Source organism: Burkholderia sp. MBR-1 (assembly GCF_013822785.1).
GTDB classification, from domain to species: domain Bacteria; phylum Pseudomonadota; class Gammaproteobacteria; order Burkholderiales; family Burkholderiaceae; genus Burkholderia; species Burkholderia vietnamiensis.
The window spans coordinates 1034999-1053777 of sequence record NZ_CP053610.1 but is presented as its reverse complement, the minus strand read 5'-3'; the positions used below and the strand labels follow the sequence as shown (position 1 = coordinate 1053777).

Sequence of the window (18779 nt, the reverse complement as noted above, 5' to 3'; positions counted from 1 at the left end):
AATTCTCTCGAATGTAAAAATGAAGAGGAAATCATGACGAATCTTTCTCGACGCAGAATGTTGACGAGTACGGCCGGCGCAATTGCCGCCGCGGGCATTGCGGTAACGGCGAAGGCCGCTTCGTTCGGTAACCCGGACAGCCCGCCGGAAGGCGCGGTGAATGCCCGCAACCGCCAGAGCCTGTCCGACCCGGGGCCTAAAAATCCGGCCATCGCCAATCAATTCCCGTCTTTTCAGGATCCGCCGGCCACCGATATCAACGGGATGCCGTCATTCTGGGCGTCTTTCAATAATGCCCATAAACGCATTCAGAATGGCGGATGGGCGCGCGAAGTGACGCAGGACGATTTCGCGATTTCCGAAACCATTTCAGGCGTCAATATGCGGCTGACGCGCGGCGGCATTCGCGAGATGCACTGGCACCAGCAGGCCGAGTGGGCCATCATGCTCGACGGCCGTTGCCGGATCACGGTGCTCGACGAGCTCGGACGGCCGTCGGTGCAGGACGTCAAGACCGGCGATCTGTGGTATTTCCCGCCCGGCCTGCCGCATTCGCTGCAGGGCCTCGGCAGCGACGGCGCCGAATTCCTGCTCGCCTTCGATAACGGTCGCGCGTCGGAATTCAACACGCTGTTGCTGACCGACTGGATCGCGCATACGCCGCCCGACGTGCTCGCGCTGAATTTCGGCGTGCCGGCCGACGCGTTCAAAAACGTGCCGCTCGACAACCTGTGGATCTTCCAGGGCGACGAACCGGGCCCGCTCGCGGACGCGCAGCGCGCGTCGGCCGCGTCGGCCGGTGCGCCGCCGCATCCGTTCGTGTTTTCGCTCGGCGACATGAAGCCGGTCAGGAAGACGCGCGGCGGCGAAGTGCGGATCGCGGACAGCACCAACTTCAACGTGTCGACGACCGTCGCGGCGGCGCTCGTCACCGTGCACCCGGGCGGCATGCGCGAGCTGCACTGGCACCCGAACGCCGACGAATGGCAGTACTACCTGCAGGGCGAAGCGCGGATGACCGTGTTCGACACGGGGCCGAAGGCGCAGACGGCCGACTTCCGCGCGGGCGACGTCGGCTATGTGAAGAAGAGCCTCGGTCACTACGTGCAGAACACCGGCCGCACCGACCTCGTGTTCCTCGAGATCTTCAAGGCCGACCGCTATGCGGAGGTGTCGTTGTCCGACTGGCTCGCGCACACGCCGCCGCAGCTCGTCGAAGCGCACCTGAACATCGCGCCGGACGTGATCGCGCAGTTCCCGCGCAATCGTCCCGACGTCGTGCCGCTGTAACGCCGCCAGCGTCCTGCCGTGGCCGGCATGCGGCTTGCTGGCTTGGCGGGCCGAACCCCGAATCGGTCCACTTCATTCGAACGGAATACTCACCATGATTCCTGTCCCGAGCAAAACCGCCGGCGGCTTCGCGCTGAACGGCCGGTCCGCCCAGCCCAGCGACGGCGCGGCGCGCGCCGCGCTGCTGCCGTTCGTCGGCCCGGCCGTGATCGCGTCGATCGGCTACATGGACCCTGGCAACTTCGCGACCAACATCCAGGCCGGCGCCGCGTACGGCTACCGGCTGCTCTGGGTCGTGCTGGCCGCGAACGCGATCGCGATGCTGTTCCAGGCGATGTCGGCGAAGCTCGGCATCGTGACCGGCCGCAATCTCGCCGAGCTGTGCCGCGCGCGCTTCCCGGCGCCCGTCGTGTGGGGCATGTGGATCGCGTCGGAGATCGCCGCGATGGCGACCGATCTCGCCGAATTCCTCGGCGGCGCGCTCGCGTTCGGGCTGTTGTGCCACCTGTCGCTGTTCGCGGGGATGATCGCGACCGCGTTCGCAACCTGCGCGATCCTGGCGCTCGAAAAACGCGGTTTCCGGCCGCTGGAGGCCGCGATCGCGGCGCTGGTCGGCGTGATCGGCGCGTGCTATCTCGGCGAACTGCTGATCGCGCCGCAGAACTGGCAGGCAGCCGCGTTCCATCTGGTGGTCCCGCAGATTCCGGACCATGCGGCGCTGACGATCGCAGTCGGCATCATCGGCGCGACGATCATGCCGCACACGCTGTATCTGCATTCGGGGCTCACGCAGGATCGCGCAGCGCCGCGCAACGACGCAGAGCGGCGGCGGCTCGTGCGCTTCTCGAACCGCGAGGTCGTGATCGCGCTGGGGCTCGCCGGGTTCGTGAATCTCGCGATGGTGATGATGGCGTCGTCGGCGTTTCACGCGACCGCGCCGGGCATGACCGACATCGGCGACGCCTATCACACGCTGATCCCGGTGCTCGGGCCGGCGGCCGGCGCGCTGTTTCTCGTCGCGCTGCTGACCTCCGGTGTGTCGAGCTCGGTGGTCGGCACGATGGCCGGGCAGGTCGTGATGCAGGGCTTCATCCGCCGCCGCATGTCGATCTGGCTGCGGCGCGCGGTGACGATCGCCCCCGCGTTCGTGGTGGTCGCGCTCGGCTGCGACGTCACGCGCGCGATGGTGGTCAGTCAGGTCGTACTGAGCTTCGTGCTGCCGATGCCGATGATCGCGCTGCTGATGCTGTCGGCGCGCACCGACGTGATGGGCGCTTACGCGATGCGGATGCCGCTGCGGATCGTCGCCGGCGCGGCGACGGTCGTGATCGTCGGGCTGAACGCGTACCTGGTATGGGCGGCATTCAATTGAACGCGATACGGGCGGGCAGCTTGCTGCTGCAGGTCCGGCGCTGCGCGGGCACGGCACGCGCGTTTCGCACCACGCGCGGTCGTTGTCGTCGATCGCTACGCATAGCGTGTGCTCGTCCCGCAACGCGTACCCGGCGTGGTATCCGCGCGATGCCGGTCGTTGAAGATCGCCGCCGCGCGCCGCGCGACGATTACCCGCGCGGCGACGTGGCCGCGCCGGCGGCGACGATTACTTCGCGAGCGTCCGGTACGACACGAGGTCGTTGATCGGCCCGATCTCCGGCCCCGTCGTGCCGGGACGCGTCGCGACCTGCACGACCTTCTCGAACATGATGATGAACGGGGAGTTCGCGAGCACCGCCTTCTGCAGCGCTTCGTAGCGCTGCGCGCGCTTCGCCGGCGACGGCTCCACCAGCGCGGCCTCCGTGTCCTTCGTGAGCTGCGGGATGTCCCAGCTGTTGCGCCACGCAAGCATCTTCGTCTTCGACTGGTCCGAGTTGTCCGGATTCCACGCGAAGCCGCGCGCGTTGCTGTTCGGGTCCATGTAGTCGGGCGACCATTCGCCGATGAAGATGTCGTGCTGGCGTGCGCGGTACTTGCCGATCGCCTGCTTCGCGTCGCCGGGGATCAGCTTCACGCGGATGCCTGCTTGCGCGAAATTCGCCTGCAGCGCCTGCGCGATCTCGATGTACGGGTAATCGTTCGGCATGTCCATCGTCACGTCGAAGCCGTTCGGCAATCCGGCCTTCGCGAGCAGCGCCTTCGCCTTCGCGACGTCGAGCTTGTACGGATTCGATTTCAGCGTGCCGAGGAAGCCTTCCGGCAGGAAAGTCTGATGGACCTTGTAGGTGGTGCTGACGATGTTGCGCTGAATGCCGTCGTAATCGACGAGCCACTTCATCGCCTGCTGCACGTCGGGCTTCGCGAGGTTCGGGTTCTTCGTGTTCAGGCTCACGTACAGCAGCGCGGACACCGGCCACGATGCGATCCGGATCTTGCCGGCCTTGCTCAATGCGGCGAGGCTGTCGGGGCTCAGGTTGCGCGCGGCGTCGACGTCGCCGTTTTCGAGCAGCAGCCGCTGCGCGGACGCCTCCGGCACGTGGCGCAGCACGATGCGCTTCATCGGATACGGCGTGCGGTACTTGTCGAAACGCTGCAGCACGATGCTCTCGTTCGGCGTCCACTTGACGAGCTGGTACGGCCCGGAGCCCGCGTCGTTGGTCCTCAGCCAGCCGCTGCCGAAGTCGTTGCCCTGCTGATGCGACATCAGCAGCTTCTTGTCGAGCACCGACGCCGGGCACGCGCTGAGCACGTTCAGCACGAAGCTCGGTGCGTATTTGCGGTCGGTTTCGAGCACGAAGGTTTGCGGATCGACCGCGCGCACCTTCTGCATCACGTTCGCCTTCGTCAGGCCGAGATCGGCGAGCACGCCGGCCGGGCCCTTGTCGAGCAGCACCGTGCGTTGCAGCGACCACGCGACGTCGTCGGCGCTGACCGGGTTGCCCGAATGGAACGCGACGCCGGGCCGCAGCTTGAACGTGTAGGTCACGCCGTCGGCGCCGACCGTCCACGATTGCGCGATTTGCCCGTCGAAGCGCGTCGGGTCCTTCAGGTCGACCCGCACGAGCCGCTCGTAGGTGTTCGCGACGTACTCGGACGGCACCAGCTCGTAGATTTCGCTCGGATCGAGCGTCGTGAATTCGCCGAGCTGGGTGGCGACGACGAAGATGCCGGGCGGCGTCGCGGCCTGCGCCGGCAACGCCGGAACGAGTGCGACGAGCGCGGCGCTGACGAACAGGCGGGACAGCAGATGCTTCATGCGGGCTCCGTGGAAAGGCAATCGTGGTGCGATTCTCTCATCGACGCCGGCCCGGATGAAAATATTCGGCGGTGCGGGCGGACGCTTGCCGCCCGCGCGGCGCTCAGATCGCGCAGCGCGCGATCGCGAAGCGCATCGCTTCCTCCGCCGGCTCGCTGCCCGAGCCGCGCACGACCTTGATCACCGAGCCGTTGGCCGACGGCGTCAGCGTGACGAAGTAGGAGCGCGACCCGACGGTGATGTCGGTCACGCCGTTGTGCTGCGACCGCTCGGTGTCGGACAGGCGGTTGTCGAGGCAGCTCGCGATCGCATAGGCCGGGCGCGCCGACGACACGTAGATCATCGGCGCCGAGCCGGACGAAGCGGAGTCGGACGACGGCGCGGAGCCGCAGGCGGCGAGCAGGGCGGCGGGAAGGAGCAGCAGGAATCGTTTCATGGTCGGGATCGTCGTGCAGGTCGTGTCGGGGCCGGCGAGCGGGGGACGCGAAACGGGCGGCTTCGCGACGAAACCGCCGGCATCGCGCCGACGGTGACGGTCGACACGGCAGGCGGCTGGATTGACGTCGGAGTATACCTGCGGCATACGACGCGAGTTGACTGCTGAAACGATTCGATACAACCGGCGCGGCCGCATCACATCACGTGAGCCGATACGACGGCCCTGGCGTCAGCTCGTCCGGCAGCGGCTCCTGATTCAGCTCGAGCAACGAGCGCTCGATCGTGCGCGCGATCGCATCGAGTGCCAGATGGTTCGGGCCGTCGCCGAACGGCTCGGCGATCGCATGAGCGATCGCGTCGAGCGCGATCAGCGTATAGGCGACGAACACGGTGACGAACGGCGTCGCCGCGCCGATCGAGTCGACCAGACCGAACGGCAGCAGCGCGCAGTACGCATAGATGGTCCGGTGCAGCAGCACGTCGTAGGAGAACGGGATCGGCGTCGACGCGATGCGCTCGCAGCCGCTCACCATCGCCACCAGTTCGTCGAGCCGCGCATCGAGCATCCACAGCCGCGTCTCGGCGAGCTTGCCCGCGTCCGCGCGTGCGCCGAACGCGCCGCGCAGTTCATGGACGAGCGCGACCGGCGCGAAGCGCGCGGCGGCGATGCGCGCGCAGGCCTCGTCGTCGAGCCGCGCACGCAGGTCGGCCGCCGGATCGGTGCCGCGCAGCTGATGCTTGAGCGCATAGACGAACGCGACGACCTTGTGCACGAACGCGCGGCGCGCGGCCGCGTCGTCGCCGATCGCGCCGTAGCAGAGCGCCTGCGACACCAGTGTGCGCGTGGCGGTCAGCATGCCGCCCCACAGTTGCCGCCCTTCGCGGTAGCGTTCGTAGCTCGCGTTGTTGCGGAACCCGGCGAAGATCGCGAGCGTGAGGCCGATCAGCGTGAACGGCGTCGGATTCAGCGGCACCTTCTCGCCGAGCACGCGGCCGCCGCCCCACACCGCGACGAGGCTGATCGCGAGCGTCAGCACCAGTTGCGGCAGGATCGTCGGCAGCACCGAGCCGTTCCAGACGAGCAGCATCCGCAGCCAGTGTTCGCGCGGGCGAATGATCATCGCGGCGCTCCGTCAGGCGGCGGCCGCCGCAGGCGCCGCCGCGCGATGCAGCAGCACGGGCACCGACTTCGACGTCGGCGTGTTGCAGACGTCGCCGACGCTGTCGAGCGGCACCAGCGGGTTCGTTTCCGGGTAGTACGCGCCGATGCAGCCGCGCGGGATGTCGTATTCGACCAGCAGGAAGCCGTCGGCACGCCGCACGATGCCGTCGTGCCAGACGGTCTCCATGTCGACCCATTCGCCGGCCTGCAGCCCGAGCATCGCGAGGTCGTCGCGGTTGACGAACACCACGCGGCGCTGGCCGTATACGCCGCGATAGCGGTCGTCGAGCCCGTAGACGGTCGTGTTGTACTGATCGTGCGAGCGTGTCGTCATCAGCGTCATCAGGCGTTCGCCGTGCAGCGCGCGGGCGCGCTGGATCGGCGTGTCGGCCGGCAGCGCGTGCGCGATGAAGTTCGCCTTGCCGGTCGGCGTCAGCCATTCGCGATCGCGCGACGCGACGCGCAGGTGGAAGCCGCCCGGCCGCGCGATGCGCGCGTTGTAATCGTGGAAGCCGTCGAAGGTCGCCTCGATCGCGTCGCGGATCTTCGTGTAGTCGTCCTTGTACGCGAGCCAGTCGATCGTGCCGCTGCCGAACAGCGCATGACCGAGGTGCGCGACGATCGCCGGCTCCGACATCAGGTTCGCCGAGGCCGGCTGGTTCATCCCGTACGACACGTGCACCATGCTCATCGAATCCTCGACCGTCACGCCTTGCGCCACGCCGTCCTGCAGGTCGATCTCGGTGCGGCCGAGCGTCGGCAGGATCAACGCGTCGCGGCCGTGGATCAGGTGGCTGCGGTTCAGCTTCGTCGTGATGTGCACGGTCAGGTCGCAGCGGCGCATGCCTTCCCACGTGCGCGGCGTGTCGGGCGTCGCCATCGCGAAGTTGCCGCCGAGGCCGATCAGCACCTTCACGCGGCCGTCGCGCATCGCTTCGATCGTCTCGACGACGTCGTAGCCGTGCGCGCGCGGCGGCGCGAAGTCGAACACTTTGCCGAGCCGGTCGAGGAACGCCTGGGTCGGCTTTTCCTCGATGCCGACCGTGCGGTTGCCCTGCACGTTCGAATGGCCGCGCACCGGGCACAGGCCCGCGCCCGGCCGGCCGATGTTGCCGCGCATCAGCATCAGGTTGGTCAGCATCTGCACGGTCGCGACCGAGTGCTTGTGCTGCGTGATGCCCATTCCCCACGTCGCGATCACCCGTTCGCTGCGCGCGTAGCGCTGCGCGAGCGCGTCGATCTGCTCGTACGGCACGCCGCTTTCGGCGCTCAGCGCGGCCCAGCTTTCGTCGCGCAGATCGGCGGCGAACGCGTCGAAGCCGGCCGTGTGCGTGTCGATGAATGCGGTGTCGAGCACGCGCGGCGTACCGGCGGCGCGTGCGGCGTCGTCGAGTTCGAGCACGCGCTTCGCGATGCCCTTGAGCAGCGCGAAATCGCCGCCGATGGTCAGCTGGATGAACGTCGAGGCGATCTTCGTGCCCGACATCGTCAGCATTTCGAGCGGGCTTTGCGGATCGGCGAAGCGCTCGAGGCCGCGCTCCTTCAGCGGGTTGATCGACACGATGGTCGCGCCGCGCTTCGCGCATTCGCGCAGCTCGCCGAGCATGCGCGGATGATTGGTCGCCGGGTTCTGGCCGAAGATCAGCAGCAGGTCCGCATGCTCGAAATCGTCGAGCGTGACGGTGCCCTTGCCGACGCCGACCGACGCCGGCAGCCCACGGCTCGTCGCCTCGTGGCACATGTTCGAGCAATCGGGGAAGTTGTTGGTGCCGTACCGCCGCACCAGCAGCTGGTACAGGAACGCGGCCTCGTTGCTCGCGCGCCCGGACGTGTAGAACGCGGCCTGGTTCGGGTCCGGCAGCGCGCGCAGGTGGCGCGCGATCAGCGCGAACGCGTCGTCCCAGGCGATCGGCACGTAATGATCGGTCTGCGCGTCGTACACCATCGGATCGGTCAGCCGGCCGTGCTGCTCGAGCTCGAAATCGGATTGCTCGAGCAGTTCGGTGACCGTGTGCGCGGCGAAGAACGCAGGCGTCACGCGCTTGCTGGTCGCTTCGGCGGCGACCGCCTTCACGCCGTTCTCGCAGAATTCGAACGTCGACGCGTGCTGGCGGTCCGGCCACGCGCAGCCGGGGCAGTCGAAGCCGTCCGGCTGGTTCTGGCGCAGCAGCGTGCGGTAGTTGCCGCCGGCGACCTTCTCCTTGATCAGGTTGATCGTGACGGCTTTCAGCGCGCCCCAGCCGGCGGCCGGGTGCGTATATGGTTCGATGCGCGCAGTGGCGGTTTTCTTTTTCATGATGCGTGTGTCGGGGTTGGTGCGTGCAGGGTACGCGCGGCGCCGTGACCGCTGTGTGTACACCTTCTCATATCAAAAAAGAGTACAGTTGCGGCCATTCGGGCCGTACGAGCCATTCGGGCCCGCGACGGCATCGTTGAAGGGAAGCTGAAAGGAGCGCGCGTGAAGCGATACGAACGACTCGCCGACGATCTCCAGGCGCAGATCGAGCGCGGCGTGTACCGGCCCGGCGAGCGCATTCCGTCGGTGCGGCAGGCGAGCCGGCAGCAACAGCTCAGCGTGACGACCGTGCTGCGCGCGTACCTCGTGCTGGAAAGCCGCGGGCTGATCGAAAGCCGGCCGCAGTCGGGCTATTTCGTGCGCGCGCGGGCCGCCGCGCCGGCCGACGCCGAGTTGCACGTGTCGACGCCGGCCGCCGAGCCGTCGGCCGTCGACGTGAGCCGGCTCGTGCTGTCGACGCTGCGCTCGATCGCGCGCGACGACGCCGTGCCGCTCGGCTCACCGTATCCCGACGCGTCGCATTTCCCGGTGCAACGTCTCGCGCGCTACGCCCAGGCGATCGGGCGGCGCCGCACGCGCTGGGGCGTGATCGACGACTTGCCGCCCGGCAACCAGGAGCTGATCCGCCACATCGCGCGGCGCTATGCGGAGCGCGGCGTGGCGGTCGAGCCCGGCGAGATCGTGGTGACGATCGGCGCGACCGAAGCGATCAACCTGTGCCTGCAGGCCGTCGCGAAGCCGGGCGACACGATCGCGGTGGAGTCGCCGACCTTTTACGCGATGCTGCATGCGATCGAGCGGATGGGGATGCGCGCGCTCGAAGTGCCGACGCACCCGGGCGACGGCATCGATCTCGATGCGCTCGCACGGATCCTGGCGAGCGAGCGCATCGCCGCGTGCATGGTGATGCCGAATTTCCAGAATCCGCTCGGCTTCGAGATGTCCGACGCGCGCAAGCGCGCACTCGTCGAGCTGCTCGCGCAGCACGGCGTGCCGGCGATCGAGAACGACGTCTATCACGAGCTGCATTTCGGCGATACGACGCCGAGCGCGCTGAAGTCGTACGATCGCGACGGGCTCGTATTGCATTGCGCGTCGTTCACGAAGAGCCTGTCGCCGCGCTACCGGATCGGCTGGGCGATGCCGGGCCGCTATCGCGACCAGGTCGAGAAGCTGAAATTCCTGAACACGCTCGCGACGCCCGCCATCGAGCAACTCGCGATTGCCGAATACCTGAAGTACGACGGCTACGATTTCCATCTGCGGCGCATGCGCAAGCAGTATGCGCAGCAGGCGAGCGTGATGAGCGCGATGGTGCGGCGCTTCTTCCCCGAGGGCACGCGGCTGTCGCAACCGCGCGGCGGCTACGTGCTGTGGGTCGAGCTGGCGCCGCAGGTCGACGCGATGAAGCTGTATGCGCTCGCGCTCGCGCAGCGCATCACGGTCGGGCCCGGCCATATGTTCTCGGCGAGCGGCAATTATCGGCACTTCATCCGGCTCAACTACAGCTACCTGTGGTCGCGGCAGATCGAGGAGGCGTTGAAGGTGCTCGGCCGGCTCGCGGCCGAATGCGCGGCGCGGTGAGCGGCGGGATGAGCGCGCGCTGTGCCGCGCCGCGCGATGGCGGGCGGCGGCCCGTTTGCCGACCGCTGCGTCGAACCTCAGCGCGTGCCGCCGGGCGGCCGTTCGCCCGCACCGCTTGCCCGCAGCGGCAGCCGCAGCGCCGTCGCGAAGCTCGCCGCATGCAATGCGCACAACAGGCCGAAGGCCCACGCGTACGCGACGCTCGGCGAGCCGCTCGTCGCCGTCTCGACGTGCAGCCGCCACGCGAGAAACAGCGTACAGAGCGTCGTGAAGGTCGGCCCGCCGAGGCGCTGCACGATATTCAGCGACGTCGTCGCCATCGGCAGGCTGCGCCGTTCGACCGACGCATACGCGGCGGAAATCGACGGCGTGCCGATCGCGCTCTGACCCATCCCGCGCAGAAACAGCGCGGGCATCAGCACGTCGCGATCGAAGCCGTGCAACGCGAGGTACGCGAACGGCAGCGTCGCGATCAGCGCGAGCAGCGCGCCGGCGGCGGCGACCCGCCGCACGCCGAACCGGCTCGTCAGCGCGCCCATCGACGGATAGGTGACGAGCATGCCGAGCCCGAGCGGTGCGAGCAGCCAACCGATCTCGCCGGGCGAGCGGCCGCACGCCTGGATCAGAAACACCGGAATCAACATCTGGCCCGCGTAGACCGCGCCGTTCGACAGGAACTGGGTGGCGGCGGCCGCGCCGAACACGCGCGAGCGAAACAGCGCGACGTCGATCAGCGCCCGTTCGCGCAGGCGCCGCTCGACACGCAGGAACGCGGCGAGCAGCAGCATCGCGGCCGCGACGGCGGCGATGCCGGGCGCGGCTTCGATCCGCTGCGCGCCGTACAGGAACAGCACGAGCGCCGGCGACAGCAGCGCGAGGCCGACCCAGTCGAGCGCGCGGCGCTGCGTCTCGTCGCGGTCGGCGGGCAGCAACCAGACGGCGAGCCCGAGCGCGAGCACGCCGACCGGCAGGTTCACGAGAAACAGCCAGCGCCACGAGGCGTGCTGCAGGACCGCGCCGGCGACGACCGGGCCGAGGAGCGGTGCGAGCAGAACCGGCACCGCCGCATAGCCGATCACGCGCGCCATCTGCTGGCCGGCCGCGCGCGCGATCATCATTTGCGCCATCGGCGCGAGCAGCCCGCCGCTGACGCCCTGCAGCACGCGGAACGCGATCAGCGACGCCGCCGACCACGCGAGCCCGCACAGCGCCGACGTCAACATGAACGCGGAGAAACACCACAGGTACAGCGCCTTCGCGCCGATGCGCCCGACCAGCCAGCCGTTCAGCGGCAACACCAGCGTGAGCGCGAGCAGGTAGCCGCTCGTCACCCATTGGATCGTCGACAGGCTCGCGTGCAGGTCGGTCGCGAGGCTCGACAGCGAGACGTTGACGATCGTCGCGTCGAGCTGCGACAGCAGCGCGCCGAGCGTCGCGACCGCGCTGACTTTCCAGACCGTCGGATCGAGCGGGGCGGCCGGGCGGTTCTCCACCGGCTGCGCGTGTCGCTCGCTCACGCGTCGCGGCGCGCGAGCAGCGCGACGATGTCGCGCGTCGAACCCGTTTCGCCGAGGCGCGGAAACACCCGTTCGACGCTGTTCGCGTGCGCGTCGGCGCTGAGGTCGGTCATCGCGTCGACGGCGAGCGTCACGTTGTAGCCGAGGTCGTATGCCTGCCGCGCAGTCGATTCGACGCCGATGCTGGTCGCGATCCCGGCGAGCACGATCTGCGTGACGCCGGCGGCTTTCAGGTACGCGTCGAGATCGGTCGCGGTAAACGCGCCCCAGGTGTGCTTCGTCACGACATGGTCGCCCGGCTGACGGTCGAGCTCGGGCAGCAGTTCGGTCCAGTCGGGCGGCAGCGCCGCGGTGCGCGGCGGTTGTTGCGTGCGGCCCGGTGCGCCGCCCGCGACGTTGACGAGCACGACCGGCAGGCCGCGGCCGCGGAACGCGTCGAGCAGTTCGCGCGCGTGCGCGATCACCGTGGCGCTCGGATGGCAGGCCGGCAGCGCGACGATGCCTTTTTGCAGATCGATGACGACGAGCGCCGTGTTCGGGTCGAGCCGGGTCGTGCTCATGGTGTCGATGCTCCGTGAAGGGGACGATGGAACGCATGCGCGCGACGGCCGCGCGGCATGCGGGCGGCGGTCATTGCTCGCCGAGACGCCGGATCAGCGCGATCGCGTCGGCGAGCGTGCGCATTTCGTCAGGTTCGAGCTTGCCGATCGCGGCGCCGAGCCACGCGTGCTTCGCCGCGTTGCGCTTGCGCCGCGCTTCGCGGCCGGCCGCGGTCAGCAGGAACAGGATTTGTCGGCCGTCGGTCGGATGCGGCTCGCGTTCGACGAGCCCGTCTTCCTCGAGGCTCGCGAGGATCGCCTTCATCGACTGCGGCTTCATGGCCTCGGCGCGCGCGAGCTCGGCGGTCGTCATCGGGCCCTGTCGTTCGAGCCGCGCGAGCGCGCTCGTCTGCGACATGCCGAGCCCTTCGGAGTCGATTTCGGAGCGCAAACGGCGGATCAACTGGCCGACCGCGAGCGTCAGGTCGGTGGCGACGGTGTCGGCGGTAACGCCGGGTGTGCGTGGCGGATTCATGCGGCCAAGCATAGAACACGACAGGCTAACTTGCAAGTTTGACTGTCGATATGGGGCGGCATGCGGCTACGAGTTGAGGCAAACGAGAGGGCGTCGCGTCGCGGCTTTGAATCGGCGAGACGCGCCGCTACCCGCCCGCGGGCGGCGCAACGGGCACGACGTCGGGGTACTTCGGCGATGCATGCTCGTGGAGCAGGTCACCGAGATATTGGGCGAGTTCATCTGCCGCGAGCGTCGCCGGAATCTGCAGGCCGGCCGACCTGCGCTTGCCGTCGGCGCCGAGATCGAACACGCGCCAGCCGTCGCCTGTGCGGACGACGGCAAGCAGGCGGCCGAACGCGTTGAACCGGTACTCATGCTCCATCGCATCGCTCCTGCGCCGGAAGAGCGGCGCTTACTGAATCGAGCAGCTCAGCCAGCGATGGATTTTCAGCGCATCGCTGGACACGCCCGCGCGCGTCGGCGCGCCGAGCAGCACGATGGTTTCGCGGCGCCCGTGCACGCGCGTGCGCATCACGACGCCATGCCCCGATTCGTTGATGAAGCCGGTTTTCTGCAAACGGATCGGCAGCCGGCCGTAGCGCACCAGCGGATCGGAATTCACGTACAGCAGCTCGCCGTCGCCGGCTTCGATGGTCGTCGACGTGTCGGTCGAGAAATAGCGGATCAGCGGGTCGTGCGCGGCGGCGCCGACGAGCCGCGCGAGATCCTCGGCGGTCGATACGTTGTGCGGCGACAGTCCGGTCGGTTCGCGGAAATGCGTCGCGCGCATGCCGAGCTGGCGCGCTTTGCGGTTCATCGCGCCGACGAAGGCGGCGCGGCCGCCCGGATAATCGCGGCTCAGCGCGGCGGCCGCGCGGTTTTCCGACGACATCAGCGCGATATGAAACATCTGCCGGCGCGACAGTTCGGCGCCGACCGGCAGCCGCGAGCCGGTGAACTTGATCGTGTCGCGATCGCGTGTCGTGACGCGCAGCACGCCGTTCAGCGGCCGGTCGGCATCGCGGGCGACGAGCGCGGTCATCAGCTTCGAGATCGATGCGATCGGCCGCACCGTGCGCGCGTTGCGCGCGAGCAGCGGCGTGCCGGAGTCGACATCGACTACGTACGCGGCGCGCGAGTGCAGTGTGCGCACGGCGCGCGGCGTGTAGCCGCAGCTTGCGAGCAGGCGTGGCGGTTCGATGCGACGCGGGCGGTTCGCGTTCGTGCGGGGCTTGCGATGCGTGCCTTTGGCGCGGCGATGCTGCGGCGCGGGCGCCGCGTGATGCTTGACCGGATGGTGCGTGACGCGCGGCCGGCGGTGCTTGATGGCCTTGTGCGCGCGATGCGCGGCCTTGCCCTTGACGACTTTGGGATGCGCGTGCGTCGACGCGGTCCGATGCGCGTTCGCGGCCGACGCATTGGCCGCGAACGCGAGCGTCACGAACGACAGCGCGATGATCAGAGGGGTGCGGGCGCGGCGCAGGCGCGCGATGAGGCCGATCAAGCGAAGTACTCCTTCTCGCGTGCGCGACGGCAGCGCGAAACACGTGGACAGTGGACGGGAGCGGGAAATTATACGGTCGATCGCAGGGCGATGACGATCGATGCATGCGGGTTCGTGAGGGTTCCTGCGATGCGTCGCGGCCGATCGGAGCGGAACGTGCAAGGTAATCGTCGGCGACGTCAGCGCGGCCAGTGTCGCCGCGACACGACCGCGAAGCTGAGCGCGATCGCGCCCGTGACGCGTTGCGGCGGCGCGTCGTCGGGCACGTCGCCGAAGCGCACGCGGTGGCCGCGGCCGCCCGCGCGCGCCGCGCGCCGCTCGTTCGCTGTCGCGTCGGCGTCGGGCTTCGCTGCGGATTCGTCGACGACCGCCGTGTCGGATGAATGATCGGCCGCGCATGCGGCCGCAGGATCGAAGGTCATCGCGGTATGTTCAAGGAAGGGCATGTGCGTATTGAACGCCATCGGATTCGATCAGTAAAATGAATGTTTTGATCGATTGGATTCCTTCGAAGAATGGAATTGAAACTGCTGCGCACCTTCCTGACGGTCACCGAGCTGAGTCATTTCAGCCGTGCGGCCGACGCGCTGCACATGAGCCAGCCGGCATTGAGCAAGCAGATCGGTGCGCTCGAGGCGAGCCTCGGCGGCCGGCTGTTCGAGCGCGGGCGTCACGGTGCAGAACTCACGGCGTTCGGCGAGCGCTTCCTGCCTGATGCGCAGGCGCTCGTGCACGATGCCGACGAGATGCTCGCGCGTGCGCGCGAGGTCACGAGCGGCCAGCGCGGGCAGTTGCGGCTCGGCATCTGCCTGTCCGTGCTGACGCTCGTGCCGAAGCTGATCGCGGAATTCCGGCGGTGCAATCCGGGCATCGCGATCACGCTGAGCGACCTGTCGTCGTCCGAGCAGACGCGCCGGCTGCGTTCCGGCAAGCTCGATGCCGGCTTCCTGCGCTTGCCGTCCGACGAAGGTCTGTCTTCGTTCAGGGTGACCGACGAGGCGCTCGCGCTCGCCGCGCCGCCGCATCTCGGCTTCAAGCGCGTGCCGACCGATCTCGACGCCCTCAACGAAATCGGCTTCATCGCGCTGCAGCGTGCGCGCGGCCCCGGCCTCGCCGCGCAGATCGAGCAGTGGTGCGGTGCGCGGCGCTTCGTGCCGCACGTCATGCAGCAGGCGGAAGACGTGCAATCGGTCCTCACGTCGGTCGCGGCCGGCGTAGGCGTTGCGTTCATCCCGTCGAGCGCGCAATATCTGCTGCGCGATGCGACCGTGCTGCCGCTCGCCGGTCGCGACGCGAAATGGCGCGTCGGCCTGGCGTGGTTGTCCGGCCGCGACGATCCCGTGACCACGCGCTTCGTGTCGTTTATACGCGCGGCGTTGAAGGGCGCGTGAGCGCACGCAGCGCGTCCGCCACGCACCTGCTGCCTGAATGCCGGTCGGCACCGGCGCACCGATCTCGATCCATGACTTCAGAACCTGACGACTCCCCGCTGGACCCCGCGCTCGTGGCGACGCTCGCGACGCTGAACGAGGCCGCGCACGCGCCGTCCGGCGGTACGTGGTCGCTGCCGAAGATCGCGAAGCGCGCGCAGTTGCCGATGAGCATGCTGCGTCGCGTGCTGACGCAGCTCGACGCGGCCGGGATCACCGCGACGACGTTGAACGACGACGGCACCGGCCGCGCCGCGTTGACCGACGAGGGCCGCGTGCTCGCCGCGCAGCTGTTCGGCGCGAACGATGCGCGATAAAAAGCGGGCCGCCCGAAGGCGGCCCGCTGCGCTACGTTCGACGCGGTTCAGAACCACTGCTTGTAACGGCGCACATAGAGCGTCTTGACGATCTGCGCGAGCAGGATGTAGCCGGCCATCGTCGCCGCGAGCCAAAGCCAGTACGTGCCGGGCAGATGCATGAAGCCGAGCGCGTCCGCGAACGGCGAGAACGGCAGCCAGCAGCCGACGGCGATCGCGGTGAACGTCGACAGCAGCACCGGCAGCGCGGCCGTGCTCTGCAGGAACGGGATCTTCTGCGTGCGCAGCAGATGCACGACGAGCGTCTGCGAGACGAGGCTCTCGATGAACCAGCCCGAGTTCATCACGATCTGGCCGCCCGCGCCGCCGTGCAGGTGATACATCGCGCCGGCGCCGAACACGGTCCACATCAGCACGTAGGTCGTGATGTCGAACACCGACGACGTCGGCCCGACCCACAGCATGAAGCGGCCGATGTTGCCGGCCTCCCACTTGCGCGGCTTCTTGAGGAACTCGGGGTCCATCCGATCCCACGGCAGCAGCATCTGCGACGTGTCGTAGATCAGGTTCAGCACCAGCAGCTGGGTCGCGAGCATCGGCTCCCACGGCAGGAACGCACTCGCGACGAGCACCGAGAACACGTTGCCGAAGTTCGAGCTGGCCGTCATGTTCAGGTACTTGAGGATGTTGCCGAAGGTCTCGCGGCCCTTGATCACGCCTTCCTCCAGCACCATCAGGCTCTTTTCGAGCAGGATGATGTCGGCGGTCTCCTTCGCGATGTCGGCGCCGCTGTCCACCGAGATGCCGACGTCGGCGTCGCGCAGCGCCGGCGCGTCGTTGATGCCGTCGCCGAGGAAGCCGACCGTATGGCCGTTCGCCTGCAGCGCGCGGACGATGCGCGCCTTCTGCAACGGCGTGAGCTTCGCGAACACCGTCGTGCGTTCGACGGCCTGCGCGAGCGTCGCGTCGTCGAGCCCATCGATGTCGGCGCCGAGCAGCGGCGTGCCCGGCTGCAACCCGACCTGGCGGCAGACCTTGATCGTGACGGTCGCGTTGTCGCCCGTCAGCACCTTCACCGCGACGCCGTTTTCGCGCAACGCGGCGAGCGCCGGCGCGGCCGATTCCTTCGGCGGATCGAGAAACGTCAGGAAGCCGCGCACGACGAGGTCGCGCTCGTCGGCGGTGCGGTACTGCTCGCGTTGCTCGGCGGGCGGGATCGCGCGCGTCGCGACCACCAGCACGCGGAAACCGTCGTCGTTGTACGCGCTCGCCTGTTCGAGCAGCCGCTCGCGCGCGACGCTGTCGAGCGGACGCACGCCGTGCTCGTCCTGCACGTGGGTCGACACCGCGAGCATTTCCTCGACCGCGCCCTTGCAGATCAGCAGATGCGCGCCATGCGCATCGCCGACGACGACCGACAGGCGGCGCCGCACGAAGTCGAACGGCAGTTCGTCGATCTTCGTGTAGCCGTGCGGCTTCACACGGTCGCCGAGCTCGTCCGCGCGCGCGACGATCGCGACGTCGATCAGGTTCTTCTGACCGCTTTGATGGAAGCTGTTGAGCCAGCCGAGCCGCAGGATGTCCTCGTCGCGCCGTCCGGCCAGGTCGAGATGGTGCTCGAGGATGATGCGGTCCTGCGTGAGCGTGCCAGTCTTGTCGGTGCACAGCACGTCCATCGCGCCGAAGTTCTGCACCGAGTTCAGCCGCTTCACGACGACCTTGCGGCGCGCCATCGCGATCGCGCCGCGCGCGAGATTCGCGCTGACGATCATCGGCAGCATTTCGGGCGTGAGGCCGACGGCCACGGCGAGCGCGAAGGTCAGCGCGCTCAGCCAGTCGCCCTTGGTCAGCCCGTTGATCATGAACACGACCGGCACCATCACGAACATGAACTTGATCAGCAGCCAGCTCACGCTCGCGACGCCGCGATCGAAGCTCGTCTCGATGCGCTTGTGGCTTACCACGTTGCGCGCGAGCGTGCCGAAGTAGGTATCGTCGCCGGTCGCGACGACCACGGCCGTCGCGGTGCCGCTGACCACGTTGGTGCCCATGAAGCAGACGTTCTCGAGATCGAGCAGCGACGTCGACGCGGCGGGCGGCGTATCATGCGGCGCGCCGGCCGCAGCCGGCGCATGTGCTTGCGCCGACTTGCCGGCGACCGCGCCGAGCGTGTCGTACTTCTCGACCGGCAGCGCTTCGCCGGTCAGCACGGCCTGGCTGATGAACAGGTCGCGCGACGTGATGAGGCGCACGTCGGCGGGGATCATGTCGCCGGCCGACAGATGCACGATGTCGCCGACCACCACGTCGCGCATCGGCACGTCGCGGCGCGTCGGCTCGCACGTGTCGGTTGCCGCGCGCTGCACGGTGGCCGTCGTCCGCACCATCGCCTTGAGTTTCTCGGCGGCGCGCAGCGACCGGAATTCCTGCACGAAGCGCAGCAATGCGCTGATCGTCACCATCGCGAGCAGGATCGTCATGCCGACGTAGTCGCGATCGTCGGGCGCCGCGAACCAGACGTCGGTGCAGAAGCTGATCGCGGCGAGCACCAGCAGCACGTAGACGAACGGATTGTGAAACGCGTGCAGCAACTGGCGCGTCCAGTGCGGCGGCTTGTCGTGCGCGATTTCGTTGGGGCCGTGGTGCTGCAGCCGGTCGGCGGCCTGGCCGTGCGTGAGGCCGCGTGCACCGGTACGCAGCGCCTCGAAGGTCTGCTCGAGCGGACGGCCGGCTTCCTGCGCGATGCGCATGATGCGTGGTTCGTTCTGCCGGCCGTTGCCGGCGCCGACGAAGCCGCGCTGCGGGTTCCTGGATGGGTTTCGTTGTGTCATGACTCGCTCCTGGCGCATGCGGCGGCGCGCCGGGAGCGGTCGCGACGTTATCGACGCGCGAACGCTTCCCGCCGCGTCGCGACACGCGCGATCGGCTGTGGATCGGAAAAGGGGGAAACGCTCGCCGGCGCGGCGACTGCGCGCGCAGAGCCGATGCGCAACGC

Annotated in this window: 16 protein-coding genes; 5 read left to right on the top strand and 11 right to left on the bottom strand. The window is 68.5% G+C overall.

Annotated elements, in window-relative coordinates; all coding sequences use genetic code 11:
• Positions 1-33: 33 nt before the first annotated feature.
• Complete coding sequence (locus tag MBR110_RS19420) at positions 34-1290, top strand: oxalate decarboxylase family bicupin (protein ID WP_181709508.1); 1257 nt, start codon at positions 34-36, stop codon at positions 1288-1290.
• 94 nt (positions 1291-1384) lie between these two features.
• The gene (locus MBR110_RS19415) at positions 1385-2662 is read left to right on the top strand and encodes an Nramp family divalent metal transporter (protein WP_045577914.1); all 1278 of its coding nucleotides are present in this window, start codon (positions 1385-1387) and stop codon (positions 2660-2662) included.
• Between the two features lie 228 nt (positions 2663-2890).
• On the opposite strand, the gene MBR110_RS19410 is transcribed toward MBR110_RS19415, so the two are convergent.
• From MBR110_RS19410 to MBR110_RS19395, 4 genes are all read right to left on the bottom strand, one after another.
• Positions 2891-4480, bottom strand: coding sequence for an ABC transporter substrate-binding protein (locus tag MBR110_RS19410; RefSeq protein ID WP_011882383.1), 1590 nt, complete (start codon positions 4478-4480; stop codon positions 2891-2893).
• Between the two features lie 103 nt (positions 4481-4583).
• A complete protein-coding gene (locus tag MBR110_RS19405) occupies positions 4584-4916 on the bottom strand; it encodes a hypothetical protein (RefSeq protein WP_011882382.1) in 333 nt (110 codons plus the stop codon).
• Between the two features lie 202 nt (positions 4917-5118).
• The gene (locus MBR110_RS19400) at positions 5119-6039 is read right to left on the bottom strand and encodes a bestrophin family protein (protein WP_011882381.1); all 921 of its coding nucleotides are present in this window, start codon (positions 6037-6039) and stop codon (positions 5119-5121) included.
• Positions 6040-6051: 12 nt separating this feature from the next.
• Positions 6052-8376 (bottom strand): FdhF/YdeP family oxidoreductase, encoded by a 2325-nt coding sequence (locus MBR110_RS19395; protein ID WP_059734401.1) that lies wholly within the window; start codon positions 8374-8376, stop codon positions 6052-6054.
• Positions 8377-8538: 162 nt separating this feature from the next.
• Between MBR110_RS19395 and MBR110_RS19390 the strand changes: the two genes are divergently transcribed.
• On the top strand, positions 8539-9960 hold the full coding sequence (locus MBR110_RS19390; RefSeq protein ID WP_059464072.1) for an aminotransferase-like domain-containing protein: 1422 nt from the start codon (positions 8539-8541) through the stop codon (positions 9958-9960).
• Between the two features lie 77 nt (positions 9961-10037).
• Here the strand turns inward: MBR110_RS19390 and MBR110_RS19385 are convergent, their stop codons facing one another.
• The 6 genes from MBR110_RS19385 to MBR110_RS19360 all read right to left on the bottom strand — a co-directional run bounded on the left by MBR110_RS19385 (position 10038) and on the right by MBR110_RS19360 (position 14459).
• Positions 10038-11477, bottom strand: a complete 1440-nt coding sequence (locus MBR110_RS19385; protein ID WP_034195136.1) for a DHA2 family efflux MFS transporter permease subunit — start codon at positions 11475-11477, stop codon at positions 10038-10040.
• Positions 11474-12037: an isochorismatase family protein gene (locus MBR110_RS19380; RefSeq protein ID WP_011882377.1), complete on the bottom strand. Its 564-nt coding sequence runs from the start codon at positions 12035-12037 to the stop codon at positions 11474-11476. Before MBR110_RS19380 ends, MBR110_RS19385 begins: the two co-directional genes overlap by 4 nt.
• Before the next feature lie 70 nt (positions 12038-12107).
• On the bottom strand, positions 12108-12563 hold the full coding sequence (locus MBR110_RS19375) for a MarR family winged helix-turn-helix transcriptional regulator (RefSeq protein WP_046426380.1): 456 nt from the start codon (positions 12561-12563) through the stop codon (positions 12108-12110).
• 115 nt (positions 12564-12678) lie between these two features.
• The gene (locus tag MBR110_RS19370; RefSeq protein WP_046426382.1) at positions 12679-12915 is read right to left on the bottom strand and encodes a DUF7661 family protein; all 237 of its coding nucleotides are present in this window, start codon (positions 12913-12915) and stop codon (positions 12679-12681) included.
• A 30-nt stretch (positions 12916-12945) separates the two neighbouring features.
• Positions 12946-14037 carry a serine hydrolase gene (locus tag MBR110_RS19365; protein ID WP_181709507.1) on the bottom strand — a complete coding sequence of 364 codons (1092 nt, stop codon included), beginning with the start codon at positions 14035-14037 and terminating at the stop codon, positions 12946-12948.
• A 179-nt stretch (positions 14038-14216) separates the two neighbouring features.
• On the bottom strand, positions 14217-14459 hold the full coding sequence (locus MBR110_RS19360) for a hypothetical protein (protein ID WP_224019912.1): 243 nt from the start codon (positions 14457-14459) through the stop codon (positions 14217-14219).
• A gap of 93 nt (positions 14460-14552) precedes the next feature.
• Between MBR110_RS19360 and MBR110_RS19355 the strand changes: the two genes are divergently transcribed.
• Positions 14553-15428, top strand: coding sequence for a LysR family transcriptional regulator (locus MBR110_RS19355; RefSeq protein ID WP_034195132.1), 876 nt, complete (start codon positions 14553-14555; stop codon positions 15426-15428).
• Positions 15429-15499: 71 nt separating this feature from the next.
• A complete protein-coding gene (locus tag MBR110_RS19350) occupies positions 15500-15784 on the top strand; it encodes a hypothetical protein (RefSeq protein ID WP_034195131.1) in 285 nt (94 codons plus the stop codon).
• Positions 15785-15831: 47 nt separating this feature from the next.
• On the opposite strand, the gene mgtA is transcribed toward MBR110_RS19350, so the two are convergent.
• A complete protein-coding gene (mgtA, locus tag MBR110_RS19345; RefSeq protein WP_081056100.1) occupies positions 15832-18615 on the bottom strand; it encodes a magnesium-translocating P-type ATPase in 2784 nt (927 codons plus the stop codon).
• Positions 18616-18779: the final 164 nt, after the last annotated feature.